This window comes from Rugamonas sp. (assembly GCF_025354735.1).
Taxonomy (GTDB): Bacteria; Pseudomonadota; Gammaproteobacteria; order Burkholderiales; family Burkholderiaceae_D; genus Rugamonas.
Window position 1 is genome coordinate 1 of the sequence record NZ_JANXMI010000133.1, and the last position, 13,698, is coordinate 13,698.

General features: G+C 67.4%; 12 protein-coding genes, 1 pseudogene and 1 riboswitch. Of the genes and pseudogenes, 6 read left to right on the forward strand and 7 right to left on the reverse strand.

Annotation, left to right across the window (positions count from 1 at the left end):
• Positions 1 to 404, forward strand: a pseudogene (locus tag Q0S71_RS10810) (hypothetical protein); the annotation flags it as partial.
• Between the two features lie 98 nt (positions 405 to 502).
• On the opposite strand, the gene Q0S71_RS10815 reads toward Q0S71_RS10810, so the two are convergent.
• Positions 503 to 2,488 (reverse strand): OPT family oligopeptide transporter, encoded by a 1,986-nt coding sequence (locus tag Q0S71_RS10815; RefSeq protein ID WP_295994833.1) that lies wholly within the window; start codon positions 2,486 to 2,488, stop codon positions 503 to 505.
• 178 nt (positions 2,489 to 2,666) lie between these two features.
• Here Q0S71_RS10815 and ylqF point away from each other — a divergent pair, with 178 nt between their 5' ends.
• A complete protein-coding gene (gene ylqF / locus Q0S71_RS10820) occupies positions 2,667 to 3,617 on the forward strand; it encodes a ribosome biogenesis GTPase YlqF (RefSeq protein WP_295994836.1) in 951 nt (316 codons plus the stop codon).
• A 40-nt stretch (positions 3,618 to 3,657) separates the two neighbouring features.
• On the opposite strand, the gene Q0S71_RS10825 is transcribed toward ylqF, so the two are convergent.
• Positions 3,658 to 4,476, reverse strand: a complete 819-nt coding sequence (locus Q0S71_RS10825; protein ID WP_295994838.1) for a class III extradiol ring-cleavage dioxygenase — start codon at positions 4,474 to 4,476, stop codon at positions 3,658 to 3,660.
• 166 nt (positions 4,477 to 4,642) lie between these two features.
• Positions 4,643 to 4,874: riboswitch (cobalamin riboswitch) on the forward strand.
• Between the two features lie 138 nt (positions 4,875 to 5,012).
• On the opposite strand from Q0S71_RS10825, the gene Q0S71_RS10830 reads away from it, so the two are divergent.
• The 4 genes from Q0S71_RS10830 (at position 5,013) to Q0S71_RS10845 (ending at position 9,228) form a co-directional block, all read left to right on the forward strand.
• Complete coding sequence (locus tag Q0S71_RS10830) at positions 5,013 to 7,037, forward strand: TonB-dependent receptor (RefSeq protein ID WP_295994841.1); 2,025 nt, start codon at positions 5,013 to 5,015, stop codon at positions 7,035 to 7,037.
• Between the two features lies 1 nt (position 7,038).
• A complete protein-coding gene (locus tag Q0S71_RS10835) occupies positions 7,039 to 7,971 on the forward strand; it encodes a cobalamin-binding protein (RefSeq protein ID WP_295994844.1) in 933 nt (310 codons plus the stop codon).
• 260 nt (positions 7,972 to 8,231) lie between these two features.
• Positions 8,232 to 8,906, forward strand: coding sequence for a thiol:disulfide interchange protein DsbA/DsbL (locus Q0S71_RS10840; protein ID WP_295994847.1), 675 nt, complete (start codon positions 8,232 to 8,234; stop codon positions 8,904 to 8,906).
• Position 8,907: 1 nt separating this feature from the next.
• Positions 8,908 to 9,228 carry a hypothetical protein gene (locus Q0S71_RS10845; protein WP_295994848.1) on the forward strand — a complete coding sequence of 107 codons (321 nt, stop codon included), beginning with the start codon at positions 8,908 to 8,910 and terminating at the stop codon, positions 9,226 to 9,228.
• A 66-nt stretch (positions 9,229 to 9,294) separates the two neighbouring features.
• On the opposite strand, the gene Q0S71_RS10850 is transcribed toward Q0S71_RS10845, so the two are convergent.
• The 5 genes from Q0S71_RS10850 to Q0S71_RS10870 form a co-directional block, all read right to left on the reverse strand.
• Complete coding sequence (locus tag Q0S71_RS10850; protein WP_295994851.1) at positions 9,295 to 10,275, reverse strand: biotin/lipoyl-binding protein; 981 nt, start codon at positions 10,273 to 10,275, stop codon at positions 9,295 to 9,297.
• A gap of 42 nt (positions 10,276 to 10,317) precedes the next feature.
• Complete coding sequence (locus Q0S71_RS10855; protein ID WP_295994854.1) at positions 10,318 to 10,518, reverse strand: DUF1656 domain-containing protein; 201 nt, start codon at positions 10,516 to 10,518, stop codon at positions 10,318 to 10,320.
• Positions 10,508 to 12,598, reverse strand: a complete 2,091-nt coding sequence (locus Q0S71_RS10860; protein WP_295994857.1) for an FUSC family protein — start codon at positions 12,596 to 12,598, stop codon at positions 10,508 to 10,510. The genes Q0S71_RS10855 and Q0S71_RS10860 overlap by 11 nt, the downstream gene beginning before the upstream one ends.
• Before the next feature lie 162 nt (positions 12,599 to 12,760).
• Positions 12,761 to 13,258 carry a MarR family winged helix-turn-helix transcriptional regulator gene (locus Q0S71_RS10865; RefSeq protein WP_295994860.1) on the reverse strand — a complete coding sequence of 166 codons (498 nt, stop codon included), beginning with the start codon at positions 13,256 to 13,258 and terminating at the stop codon, positions 12,761 to 12,763.
• Positions 13,255 to 13,698: TolC family protein (locus tag Q0S71_RS10870; RefSeq protein ID WP_295994863.1), on the reverse strand; the 444-nt coding region annotated here is incomplete at its 5' end. The genes Q0S71_RS10865 and Q0S71_RS10870, both read right to left, overlap by 4 nt.

Here is a 13,698-nt window from a genome sequence, read left to right on the forward strand (position 1 = left end):
AGTTCGCGCAATCGTTCGCGCGCAGCACCCGCAACGCCTGGAGCGATTTATTTGTGCGCCGTCCCGGCGACAAGCAATTCAAGCTGGCCCGCCATCTGCGCCGGGAATTGGCCGAACAAGAAACGAGGGCGGCACAGATAAGCGTCCCGGTGACGCGATCGGATGGCGTCGGCGAGATGTTGGCGGCGCTCTTGACGCATGCCCGCGCTATCGCCATACCCGGCACGCCCGCCACACCTGCCACGCTCGCCACGCCGGCCGTCGATCCGCCGCCCGCCACGCCCACCACGACCGCCCTCGAGCCGCCGCCCGCGCCATGTCGGGACAGCACACCCATGCCCTGCTGGGATTTGCCCGAGCGCCGGCAATTCCGCTACCGGCTTGAAGACGTCGCTTTTGACTGAGACCGGCGAGCGGCATCCTTGGCTAAGCATCGGCCGCCAAGGATCAAACCGAAGACGTCAAAACGGCGCGTCAAGATGGGGGGCGTCAAGACGGGGCGTCAGGCCGCGACCTTGCGGCCGTTGCTGGCGGCCCATTTGTACAGGCCGCTGACCAGCGCCACGCCCAGCACCAGCGCCACCACCATGGTCTGCGGCTCCGTCAGTCTGTTGGCGATGGCCAGCGGTTCGCCCTTCTTGGTGGCCACGATGAGGCCGGCCAGCACGACGTTGAACAAGCTCTCGCCGACGATGAAGCCGGACATAATCAGCACGCCCATGCGCTTGGCCACTTCGCCGTAGGACTTGCGTTCGACGGAGCGGTCGAACAGGTAGCCGGCGACGGCGCCGATGACGACCGGCGCCGTGACGGCGCTCGGCAAATAAATCGCCAGGCCCACGCCCAGCGGCGGCAGGCTGTATTTACCCTTGCTGCTTTTCTTGAGCACGAAATCGACCGCCACCAGCGCCAGGCCGATCAGCGCGCCGTAGCCGAGCAGCGCCCACGGCAGGTCGCCGCCGATGACGCCCTTGGCCAGCGTGGCGATCAGCGTGGCCTGCGGCGCGTCGAGCGGCGTGGCGGAAATCGCGTTCAGGTTGGGGGCGCCGGCGAAGCCGTAGGCGCTGTTGAGCAGTTCCAGCACCGGCGGCACCACGGCCGAACCGGCGAACACGCCGACCAGCAAGCCGATCTGCTGCTTCCACGGCGTGGCGTCGACCAGCTGGCCGGTTTTCAAGTCTTGCAGATTGTCGTTGCCGATGACAGCCACGGCCAGCACGACGGTGGTGACGAACAGCGCGAAGGCCACCAGCGCGTGGGCCACGTCCGGGCCGATCAAATGGCGGCCGACGGCGCCCACGCTGAGCGCCGCGCCCAAAATCGTCAAGATGGCGATGCCCGACACCGGCGAGTTGGACGAGCCGATCAGGCCGGCCATGTAACCGCAGACGGCGGCGGCGAACATGCCGGCGATGAGGATGTAGGCGATGCCGACGGCCACCAGCGGCACGGCGACGCTGGCGAGCACGCCGTCCTGCAGGAAGGCGGCCAGCAGCCAGCCGGCCGGCACCATCGAAATCAGGGTCACTAGGCCGACGATGAACACCGGCAGGTCCTGGTCGGCGCGCGGGATGACGGCGCCGTCGACCTTGGAACGGCGCGCCGTCTCCATGGCCGACTTCAGGCCGCCGATGACCGGCTTGGCCAGGCCGGCCAGGGTGACGATGGCGGCCGCGCCGATCACGCCGGCGCCCATCATGCGTACCTGGCCGGACCAGATTTTCAGCGCGTGCCCGGTGGCCGACAGCGCCGCGGCCGGCTGCATGGACGTCATCACCGGCACCAGCACGCCCCAGGCGATGACGAGGCCGGCCAGCATGGCGATGCCGACCGTGATGCCCATCAGGTGGCCGGCGCCGATCAGGGCCAGCGAGCTCGACGCGCCGATGCCGGTGGCGCCGCCGGCGCCGGTGCGGAAGTAGATCGACATTTCGCCGGCCATCAGCTTGACGGCGCTGCCGGCCGCGTACAGGCAGGAGGCGACGGCGCCCCAGACCACGGCCCACAGGCCGGCCTTGCCCTCGGCCGCGCCCGAGCGCGAGGCCATGCCGACCTTCAGCACCTCGGCCGCCGCCACGCCTTCCGGATAGGGCAGGTCGGACTGCGACACCAGCGCGCGCCGCAGCGGCATGGTGTACATCACGCCGAGCACGCCGCCGATGGCGCAGGCGCCGAAGGTGGGCCAGAACGGCACGTGGACCCACCAGCCTATCATCAGCAGGCCGGGCAGCACGAAGATCACCGAGGCCAGCGTGCCGGCGGCCGAGGCGATGGTCTGGACGATGTTGTTTTCCTGGATGGTGGCGTCCTGGAAGGCGCTCAGCAGCGCCATCGAGATCACGGCCGCCGGGATCGACGTGGCGAAGGTCAGGCCGACCTTCAGGCCCAGATAAACCTGGGCCGCCGTGAACACCAGCGTAATGAGGATGCCGAGGATGACACCGCGCACGGTGATTTCCTTCGGATTGGACGGTGCTGCAATACTCATCTCCGGAACTCCGCTAAGTAGGTGGGAATGTTATCGATAGGGTAAAAAAAGTGCTTCATCATAGCCGAAGGCGCGCCAAATCCACAGGGCGGCGCGGTGTCGACGGCCAGAAAGCGGCCGGCGCTGTGGTGCAACGGGTAAAATAGCGGATTGCGTGAACGATTTTCGAGGGTAGAGCATGGCGATTCAATGGTATCCGGGGCATATGAACGCCGCCAAGAAGAAGGCGGCCGAGCAGATGGAGAACACCGATCTGGTGATCGAGGTGGTCGACGCGCGCCTGCCCGAGGCCAGCTGCAATCCGATGGTGGAGGAGTTGCGCCTGTTCCGCCAGCGTCCCTGCCTGAAGATCCTCAACAAGACCGACCTGGCCGATCCCGTGGCGACGGCGGCCTGGGTGGCCTATTACAACGCCCAGGAAGGCGTGACGGCCTACGCGATGACGACCAAGAAGGCGGCCGAAGTGGCGCGCATCCCCGACCTGGCCAAGTCGCTGGCGCCGCACCGCGGCGTGCCGACCAAGCCGCTGCGCATCATGATCATGGGCATACCGAACGTCGGCAAGTCGACGCTGATGAACGCGCTGCTGAAAAAGCGCGTGGCCAAGGTGGGCGACGAGCCGGCCGTGACCAAGCAGCAGCAAAAACTCTACCTCGGCAAGAACACCATCCTGGTCGACACGCCCGGCATGCTGTGGCCGAAGATCGCGCTGCCCAGCGACGGCCTGATGCTGGCCGCCAGCCACGCCATCGGCGCCAACGCGCTGATCGAGGAGGAAGTGGCCGTGTTCCTGGCCGACGAGCTGCTCAAGCGCTACCCGGCGCTGTTGACGACGCGCTACGGTTTCAAGGATATCGCGGCGATGGACGGCATCGCCGTCGTCGAGGGCGTGGCGGCCAAGCGCGGCTTCCGGCAAAAGGGCGGCGAGCTCGATTTCGAGAAGGCGTCGCACACCTTCCTCGGCGACTACCGCAGCGGCGTGTTGGGACGCATCTCGCTCGAGACGCCCGAAACGCGCGGCGTGCTGCTGGCCGAACACGCCACCGAAATGGCGGCCAAGGCCGAAAAAGCGGCCGCGCTGGCCGCCGAAAAAGCCAAGGCCGCCGCCAACGGCAAGCGCGGCACCTGAGGCGCCGCTAGCGTATGACGGGGGCGGCTCAGCCAAGAAACTACTCCGCGCCCGTCGCATCCATCCTGAAACTCGACACCGCCAGCGCGCCGAAGAAGCGATCCTCGTGATACGGCACCGCCGCCGCGTCGCCCTCGGCCGCGCCCAGCGCCACCATCAAGGGCAGCAAATGCTCCTCGCGCGGATGGGCCATGCGCGCCGCCGGCGCCGATTCCCACTCCAGCAGCCGCGCCGTGCGCGCGGCCGGCGCCAGCGCCATCGTCTCGCGCAGCCATGCGTCGAATTGATGCGAGGCGGCCGCGCCGGTGGCGTTGAACGCGCGCAGATTGTGATAACTGAGCCCGCTGCCGATAATCAGCACGCCCTCCTCGCGCAGCGGCGCCAGCGCGCGGCCGGCGCCGAGGTGGACGGCCGGATCGAGTCCCTGCCTGAGCGACAGCTGCACGATGGGCACGTCGGCCCGCGGATAAATCGGCTGCATCGCGCTGAAGGTGCCGTGGTCGTAGCCGCGCTGCGGATCGAGGCCGGCCGGGTGGCCGGCGCCGTCGAGCAGCGCCTTGACGCGCGCCGCCACCTCGGGCGAGCCGGGCGCCGGATACTGGATCTCGTACGTGTGCGCCGGGAAGCCGGAATAATCGTAGATCATCGGCGGCCGCGCGCCGGACGAAATCAGAAAGTCGCGGCCCTCCCAGTGCGCCGTCACCACCAGCACGGCCTTGGGCGTGACGACGACCTGGCGTGGAATGTCGGCCAGCGCGGCGGCCAGGGCGTCGTAGCCGCCACCGGTCGATGCGCGCATCCACGGCCACGGGCCGCCGCCGTGGGACAGAAAATAAGTGGGCAGTGTGGTGCTGGACATGATCGCGCTCCTGAGATGGTTGAGTTACCCTGGCTGCCACTATAGGGACAGGCGGGCGCCGGATCAATCCCGCAAAGCGAGATACAGCGTTGCCCATTTGTGGATGATGGGTCGGCGAGGGCCGGCGCCGCGCCGCCGCCACGGCCGATGGCGCGCCGGGCGGCCGGTTATAATGCCGGGGTTTGGTGCCCGCGCGCGTGACCACGTGCGCAGTTAAACGGGAAACACAGGTCCGCTCTTGCCCGAGCGCGGTCCAGGTGTGCTGCCCCCGCAACGGTAATACAAGGCTGACCGCATCGCGGCCGGCAGGCCGGATCGAAAGCCGCCGCGCGTTGCGCGGCAAGGCGGTCCGGCTGATCTTGCGAGCCCGGATACCGGCCAGACAGGTGGATGCAGGGCGCCCGCGATCGGCATGAACCGGCACCAGCCGGCATTGTCGGCATTATCGGCACGACGATGGCGATGCGGCGCGCCGCTTCCGTACACTTCCAGTCTGCGGGGACGCGGACGGATGCTCTTTTCGAAAACGACAGTCCATGACCCACCCCGCCTTCCGCCGCGCCGCCCCGCGCATGTCCTTCCGCGCGTCCCTCAGCCGGTCCATGCCGGCCGCCACCCCGCTGGCGCTGGCCGCCGCCATCGCGGCCTGCCACGGCGCGCCCGCGCTGGCCCAATCGGCCGCCGCCGAGATGCCGTCCATCGTCGTCACCGGCGCCCGCTTCGACAGCGACCCGGCGCTGACGCCGATCGGCGCCACCATCATCACGGCCGACCAGATCCGCCGCGCCGGCGCCGGCGACGTCAACGCCGCGATCCGCAAGATCGGCGGCGTCTACGGCCGCCAGAGCCTCGACGGCGGCCCGGACTTTAGCCTCGACCTGCGCGGCTTCGGCACCAACAGCAGCCAGAACATGGTGGTGGTGCTCGACGGCGTGCGCCTGTCCGACAACGAGCTGGCCAACGCCACGCTGTCGACCATCCCCATCGACAGCGTCGACCACATCGAAATCACGCGCGGCGGCAGCAGCGTGCTGTATGGCGAAGGCGCCACCGGCGGCATCATCAACATCGTCAGCAAGCGGCCGGACCGGCAGTCCGGCCGCGGCACCGTCTACGTCGAGGCGGGCCAGCTGGGCCAGCGCGAAGGCCGCGCCTCCGCCGCCCGGACCTGGGACGGCCTGGCCGTCGACGCCACCGTCGACGCCCTCCACACCGACAACTACCGCGACAACAACGCATTCAAACAGTACAACTTCAGCGGCGGCGCGCAGTGGTTTTCAAAAGAAGGCCGGGCCGGCGTGCGCGTCGAAACGGCGCGCCAGGACCAGCGCCTCGCCGGCGCGCTCACCGAGGCGCAGTACCAGGCCGACCCGCGCCAGACGCTGACGCCGGACGATTTCGGCTCCCTCAACACCAGCCGCGTCACCGGCTTCGTCGAGCGCCACATCGGCAGCGTCGACGTGGCGGCCGAACTGTCGCAGCGCGACAAGACGGCGCGCGCCAGCTATTTCTTCGGCGGCGTCGCCTCGCCGTCGCAATACAACAGCAAGCAGACCCAGTTCTCGCCGCGGCTGCGCCAGACCAGCGACATCGGCGGCATGCTCAACGAAGTCGTCGCCGGCATCGACCTGCAACGCTGGGAGCGCGAAACCGTGGCCTCGTTCTCGCAGGCCGACGCCACCCAGCATTCCAAGGCCCTGTATGCGCGCGACGAAATCCGCTTCGACGCCGCCCACAACGGCCGCCTGAGCGCCGGCGTGCGGCGCGAAATCTTCGACAAGGATTCCTTCGACCCGGCGCCGTCTTCGACCGCCACCTATCACATCAACCAGGCCCTGAACGCGTGGGACCTGCAGGCGAGCTACGCGCCGCTGTCCCGGCTCGACGTCTACGCCAAGGCCGGCCAGAGCTACCGGCTGCCGAACGCCGACGAAAACGGCTACACGCCGCAAGCGAACGTGCCGCTGGCGCCGCAGGTGTCGCATGACGTGGAACTGGGCGCCAGCTACGGCGACGTCGCGCAAAAAATCACGGCGCGGGTGTTCCGCCACCAGCTGCACAACGAGATTTTCTACGACCCGACGGCCAACGGCGGCTACGGCGCCAACACCAATCTGGACCCGACCAAGCGCCAGGGCTTCGAGCTCGACGCCGACCTGCGCGTGGCGGCCAACTGGAACGTCAGCGGCCACTATCAGCATGTGCAGGCGACGTTCACGCAAGGCCCGAACGCCGGCCGCGAGCTGGTGCTGGTGCCGAAGAACGTGCTGACGGCGCGCCTGAGCTGGACCCCGGCCGACGGCCAGAGCGCCGACATCGGCGCGCAGTGGGCCGACCGTCAGCGCTACGGCAGCGATTTCGACAACAGCTGCGCCGGCCAGATGCCGTCCTTCACCACCTTCGACGGACGCTATGCGCGCAAGTTCGGCCAATGGGAGCTGGCGCTGATCGGCTTGAACCTGGCCGACAAGCAGTACTTCTCCGAAGCGTATGCCTGCAAGGGCGGCATCTACCCGAGCAACGGACGCCAGATGAAAGTCTCGGCCCGTTACGACTTCTAAGATGGGCGCCGGCCACCGCACCCCGATACTGCGCCCGGCGTCGGCGCTGGCATTGACGCCGGCGCTGGCGTTGACGCTGGTGCTGGCGCTGGCCAGCGCCGCCGGTCGCGCCGCCGTCACCGTGCGCGACGACGCCGGCAACAGCGTCACGCTGGCGCAGCCGGCCCGGCGCGTGATCTCGATGGCGCCGCACATCACCGAGCTGCTGTTCGCCGCCGGTGGCGGCGCCCGCGTGGTCGGCGCGATGAATTTCAGCGACTACCCGGAGGCGGCCAAGCGCCTGCCGCTGGTCGGCAGCGACGCCCAGATTGACATGGAGCGGGTGCTGGCGCTCAAGCCCGATCTGCTGGTGGTCTGGAAAAGCGGGAACACCGCGCGCCAGCTTGAGCAGCTCAAGACGCTGAATATCCCGATCTTCTACAGCGAACCGCAACGGCTCGATGACATCGCCACCAGCGTGACGCGCCTCGGCCAGTTGCTCGGCACCGACGCCGCCGCCCAAACGGCGGCGGCCGACTACCGCCGCAAGCTCGCCGCGCTGTCGGCGCGATACGCACACCGCCCGCAGCTAAGGGTGTTCTATCAAATCTGGAGCCAGCCGCTGTACACGCTCAATGGCGACCATATCGTCAGCGCCGCGATCAGCCTGTGCGGCGGCCAGAATATTTTCGCCGGCCTGAAGGTGGTCGCGCCGCAGGTCGGCATTGAGGCGGTGCTGGCCGAAAATCCGGAAGCGATCATCGGCGGCGAATCGCACGAACCGTCCGACCCCGGCGTTTTTTTGTGGCGGCGGTATCCCAGCCTGCTGGCGGTCCAGCGCGGCGATCTGTTCGCGCTCGGCGGCGACGCGCTCAGCCGCGCCACGCCGCGCATGGCCGACGGCATCGCCCAGCTGTGCGAAAAACTGGAAACGGCGCGCCAGCACCGGCGCTGAACGCGGCGCCGCGCCGGCGTTTTTTTGTGCATGCCTCAGCTATCTTCGATGCCCGGGTCGCCGTGCAGGCGCTCGAGCCGGCCTTGAAGTTGACTTAAAGCGAACTTAAAGCGAACTTAAAGCGGCCATGATGCGCGCCCGATTGCGCGTCGCGGGCCGGCCATTCGTCGTTTTTTGCGCGGCGCTCCCAAAACGGCGCTGAAAAAGTGTTAATCTCGCGGCATTTACCGCTCACCCACTCATCTTGAAGAAGGATTGTTATGCGCTTCCTGCGTCTTTTGCTTGCCTCCGTCGCCTTCGTCGCCACCGCCGGCGCGGCCCATGCCGCTGATCTGAAGAACGGTGTCGACTACATGACCCTCGACACGCCGGTACGCGCCGACACGGGCAAGAAAGTCGAAATCGTCGAAGTCTTCATGTATCACTGCCCGCACTGCAACGCGCTCGATCCGCTGCTCGACGACTGGGTCAAGAAGCAGGGCGACAAGATCGTGTTCCACCGCCTGCACATGGCCGGCAGCCCGACCGACGCGCAGGCGCACGCCTTTTACACGCTCGAAGCGATGGGCAAGCTGGGCGAGCTGCATCAGAAGATTTTCCACGCCATCCACGTCGACCACAACCGCCTGAACACGGACGAGGGCCTGCAAGAGTTCATCGTCAAGAACGGCGTCGATAAAGCGAAGTACCAGGAATTTTTCAACTCCTTCGCGGTCCAGACCAAGATGAAGCGCTCGATCCAATTGGTCAATGCGTATAAACTCGATAGTGCGCCGAGCATCGTCATCGACGGCCATTACACGACGTCGCCGGGTCAGACCGGCCACGGCACGATGACGGAAGTGCCGTCGCAGCAAGCCATGTTCCAGGTGATGGATATGCTGCTGGCAAAAACGTTGCAGGAAAAAAACGCTAGTACGGGAGGCAAGAAATAAAATGAGCAAGCATGAAAACGAAGTCGAACAAGGCGTGATGAAGATCTATAGCGGATCCGAGCCGGACATCGACACGCTGTACGAGTACAGCTACATCAACCAGATCGCGTGGACCGTGCTGGCGCTGGCGCTGGGCATGATCGTGTGGATGTCGATCGCGCTATCGAACGCCGAGAACCAGCGCAACGCGCTGATGACCAAGGCTTGCGCCGACCCGGTTTTCAAAGGCGAGATCGATAACAAATGCCTGCGCGTGGTGCACACGCGCGACCACTGGTGGCAGCATGTCGGCTACGCGCTGACGCACGTCACGCCGGAGTAACCCTGTTGGCCGTGCCGTCGTACAAAGCGCCCGTCATTACGGGCGCTTTGCTTTGGCGCGCCGCGATCAGGGGCGATGGCTGGCCGATGCCGATGCCAGCGTGGATGCCGATGTGGATACAGATGCAGATGCCGGTGCCGGTGCCGATGACGCGGCCGGCCTTGCCGCCGGGGCGGGCGCCAGCGCGTTCACGATGCTGATCGTGCAGGTGGTGCCGGCCACCAGTTCCTGCCCTGGCGGCAGCCCGTCGATATGGATGCGCACCGGCACCCGCTGCGCCAGGCGCACCCAGTTGAAGGTCGGGTTGACGTCGGCCAGCAGCTCGCGGCCGGTGCTGGCGTCGCGGTCGGTGATGCCGTGGGCGATGCTTTCGATATGGCCGCGCAGCAGCGCCTCGCCGCTCAGCAGGCGCATTTCGACCGGCGCGTTCAATTTCAGCAGCGGCAGCTTGGTCTCCTCGAAATAGCCGACCACATAGTACGAATCGCGGTCGATGACGGCCAGCTTGGCCACGCCGACGGCGGCGAAGTCGCCCGCGTACACATTCAGGTTGGTGACGTAGCCGCTCACCGGCGCCCGCACCACGGTGCGCTCCAGATTGAGCTTGGCCATGTCGACCGCCGCCAGCGCCGCCTTGTACTGCGCGGACGCCGTGCCGACCGCGAATTCGGCCGTCTCGCGGCTCTCGGCCGAGACGATGGAGTCGTCCAGGCCGGCGCGGCGGCCGGCTTCCTTGGCGCGCCGTCCCTGTTCCACTTTTTGCGACGCCAGCAGCGCCTCGGCCTGGGCCAGCGCCGTCACGTAGCGCGCCGTGTCGACCGTGAACAGCGGCTCGCCTTTGCGCACCAGTTGATTGTCGTGCACCGCCACCGAGGTGACGGTGCCGGCAATGTCGGCGCTGATGGTGATGACGTCGGCCTTGACGCGGCCGTCGCGGGTCCACGCCGATTCCATGTAGTGGTCCCAGGCGTTGCGGCCGACCCACAGGGCGGCGCCCAGCAGCAGCACGGTGATGAGGAGGCGGAAGAGCTTGGAGGCAGCGTTCACGGTAGATTTCCAAAGAGAGATGAATTATTTTTATTCGGGTTTTTATTTGTACAGCGCGCCGATCAGCGCGCCGAAAATACACACCAGCAAACACAGTCGCACCAGCGCCGGATGCCACACGCGGCGGTACACGCCGAGCTGTCCGAGCACCCAATCGAGCGCGCCTTGCAGCGCCAGGGCCAGCAGGAACAGCGGCAGGATGGCCGGTATCAAAACTCCAAAGAGGGCGATTTCACGCGGCACGGTGTGGTTCTCCTGATGGTTGCTGCAGCTCGTCCTGCAACGAGGTGTAGATGGAATGCAGATCGGTCAGCGTGGCGCGCCAGCGCCGGGCGCCCTCGGACGCGGACGTGGGCTCGGCTGCGGACGCGGGCGCTTCCTGCGCCGCGCGCAGGGCGATGCGCACCGGGATGCCGGCGTCGAGGATGGCCGCGATCACGGCGGCGCCGTCGGCGCGCGAGCGGGTGCGGAAGTAGGCGGCTAGCCGCGTCACGCACAGCGCCAGCGCGTCGCGCAGCGGGCCCGGTTGCGCCGCGGCGATCTGCGCGCGCAGGTCGATCACCGAGTGGCCCAGTTCCAGCAGGGTCAAGCCCTGGCGCACGACGACGCGCGTGTCGGCGCCCGGCGCCGGCCCAGCCGCCGCGTTGAGCTGGCTGAGCAGGTCGCGCACGCGGTTGTCGAAGCGGTACTTGAGGCGGTGCAGGGAGGCGTCGCACGTGTCCAGCGCCTCGCGCCACAGGGCTCGCGCCACGTGGTCCTTCTGGCCCATGGTGTGCCGCGGCAGCACCACGGTGAAGATCACGTAGGCGACGGCGACGCCGATCACGAGGCCGAAGCAGGTGTTCATGAAGGCGGTGGCGTCGTAACGCATCTGGTTCAGCGGCGCCACCACCTGCGCCAGGTAGAGCGACAGGCCGACGCCGATGCCGGCCGTTTTCGGCGCGCCATTGAGATAGCTGGCCAGGGCGAAGACGGGCAGCGTCGCCAGCACCAGCATCGGATAGCCGCTGGCGCGTATCACCAGCAGGTATTCGGTGGCCAGCGCCAGCGGCCAGCCGATGACGAAGCCGATCAGCACACTGCGTATCATCGCCGTCGGCTTGGGCGACGACGAGGCGAGGGCGCAAAACACCACCATCATCACCAGCGCGATATTAAAGTAGGGCCACTCCAGCCAGTACCACAGCGTGCCGCCGACCAGCACGGCGGTGGCCGCGCGGGCGCCGGCGGCCACCACCAGCGCGGGCGGCGTCTTCGGGCTGTAGGCCACCGGGTCGCTCGTTTCGAGGCGCTTTTGCTGCGTCAGGCCGAGGTAGATTGCGCCGAAGGCCGCCATGTCGCGCGCGTAGCGTTCGAGCAGTTCGATGGCGGTTTCAAAGTCGATGCGCTGGGCGCGGTCGGTGCCGGCCAGCGACTGCTTGGCCAGGCCGATCCGGGCCAGCAGCTGTGCGCGCACCGGATCCATGTTTTGCGGCGTCAAAGGTTGTTTGAGCGCGGCGGCCAGCAGCGCGTGCATGGGCGCGATCAGGGCCGGCAGCGGCGAGCCGGGATCGGCGCCCAGCCGGTGCGTGAGGCGGTGCAGCGTGTAGAAGGTGGTCAGGGCGGCCATGAAGGCGGCGTTGAAGGCGTGCAGCTGGCGGGTCTGGCGGCCGGTGTGGGCGGCTTCGAAAAACGCGGCGGCGCGGCCCGATTCGAGCGCCGCGATGTCGGCCGCGAAGCGCAGGTGGTTGAGTTCCGTTTCGGCCGGCGTCAAACGCTGTTCCAGCACCTGCTGGCAGAAGCTGACGAAGCCGTCGTAGCGGGCCTGCACGGTGCGCATCACCTGGTTCGACTGGTGGCGCGGGAAGACGGCGTCGTGCACCACGGCCGAGACGATGATGCCCAGGCCGACTTCGGTGGTGCGCGTGACGGCCAGCGCGAACGTGGCCAGCGGGTGCTCGAAGGAGGGGAAGGTAATCATGCAGGCCGTGTAGCCGGCCAGCACGAAGCTGTACGATTGCTGGTTGCGGTGCAGCGCCGAGCCGCAGGTGCACAGGCCTATCCACAGCGCAAGGCCACAGAACAGCAGCGGCACGTTTTGCGGGAACAGCGCCATCAAAATCAGCGCGACGCCGCAGCCGACGACGGTGCCGAGCAAACGGTAAAAGGCTTTTTCCAGCACCATGCCGCTGCTGGGCAGGGCCAGGATGAGGGTGGTGGTCATCGCCGTGTTGGGCGAATCGAGGCCGAGGCGGAACGCCAGCCACAGCGCGATGAAGGTGCCAGCATGGCCTTGGCGACGTAGAGCCAGCGTTCGCCCTCGGTGGCCGCCCAGTCCCGCCATTGCCGCGCCATCCAGTGCGCGGCGCGGGCGCCCGGCGACGGCGTGGCGGCGGAAGCGGAGGCGGACGTGGGCTCTGGGGTCATGGTCTGGTGTGGGCGCCGGAGCCGGTGCGCCGCGCCGGCATGGCCGATGCGGCCACGCCGGCGCGGCGCGAGGGGCCGCTCAGGTATTGGTTTCGAAATTGTCCAGCTGGCGTTTGAACAGGTTTTCCAGCTGCCTCACGTCTTCCTGGCTGTAGCCGTCGTAGGCGCGGGTGGTGCTGGTCCATACTTCGGGCAGCACCTGGGCGATCAGCGCGCGGCCGCTGTCGGTCAGCGTAATCATCACGCAGCGGCGGTCGCCGGGACGGGTGCCGCGCACGATCAAGCCTTGTGATTCGAGGTCGTTGCACACGCGCGTCAGGTTGGCCGGCTTTTCCATGCACGCCTCGCCCAGCGTGGAGGCGGTCGAGGTTTCGTCTTCGGAGCCGTACAGCACGGCCAGCACCATGTAGCTGGCGTCGACCAGGTCGTATTTGCGCAGCGCCGCGTTGCTCAGGTCTTTCATGCGCTTCTGGATGTGGTAAGTCATGCGCAATAAACGCATCAACTCCTCGGGGAAGTCGGGCACCCGCGAGTGGATCGTTTTCAGTCGCTTCCTGGTCGCGTCGAAACTGCTCATTGCCTGCCCTCTGCCTGGTCGAAAGGCTTGATTGTACTATCTTCGTGTGGCGGCAAATCGAGTTTGATGCCGCCGCCCAGCGCGGCCATCAGGGTGGCGAAATTATCGAGCTGGCGGCTGCTGATCTGCGCCACCTGCTGCTGTTCGTTGAGCAGCGCGAGCTGGGTGCTGATCTCGTTGAGGGAGTCGGTCATGCCGGCGCGGTAAGCCTTTTCGGCCAGCGCGTGGGCCCGCTGCGCCGAGGCCAGCGCGTTCTGCGTCAGGCGGTCCTGCTCGCGCGTGGAGGCGATGCGCACCACCGCGTTGGCCACTTCCGACAGCGCCTGCACGACGGTGGCGTTGTACTGTTCGACGGCGCCGTCGTAGACGGCGGTCTGGCCGCCCAACTGGCTGCGCAAACGGCCGCCGTCGAAGATCGGTAGGCTGATGGCCGGCTCGAC

What these genes read in the sequence shown, in the direction of transcription:
- Q0S71_RS10845 (WP_295994848.1), top strand. Translation starts at nt 8,908, where the DNA reads ATGAGCAAGCATGAAAACGAAGTCGAACAAGGCGTGATGAAGATCTAT.
- Q0S71_RS10815 (WP_295994833.1), bottom strand. Translation starts at nt 2,488, where the DNA reads ATGAGTATTGCAGCACCGTCCAATCCGAAGGAAATCACCGTGCGCGGT.
- ylqF (WP_295994836.1), top strand. Translation starts at nt 2,667, where the DNA reads ATGGCGATTCAATGGTATCCGGGGCATATGAACGCCGCCAAGAAGAAG.
- Q0S71_RS10825 (WP_295994838.1), bottom strand. Translation starts at nt 4,476, where the DNA reads ATGTCCAGCACCACACTGCCCACTTATTTTCTGTCCCACGGCGGCGGC.
- Q0S71_RS10830 (WP_295994841.1), top strand. Translation starts at nt 5,013, where the DNA reads ATGACCCACCCCGCCTTCCGCCGCGCCGCCCCGCGCATGTCCTTCCGC.
- Q0S71_RS10865 (WP_295994860.1), bottom strand. Translation starts at nt 13,258, where the DNA reads ATGAGCAGTTTCGACGCGACCAGGAAGCGACTGAAAACGATCCACTCG.
- Q0S71_RS10860 (WP_295994857.1), bottom strand. Translation starts at nt 12,598, where the DNA reads ATGGCGGGACTGGGCGGCCACCGAGGGCGAACGCTGGCTCTACGTCGC.
- Q0S71_RS10840 (WP_295994847.1), top strand. Translation starts at nt 8,232, where the DNA reads ATGCGCTTCCTGCGTCTTTTGCTTGCCTCCGTCGCCTTCGTCGCCACC.
- Q0S71_RS10835 (WP_295994844.1), top strand. Translation starts at nt 7,039, where the DNA reads ATGGGCGCCGGCCACCGCACCCCGATACTGCGCCCGGCGTCGGCGCTG.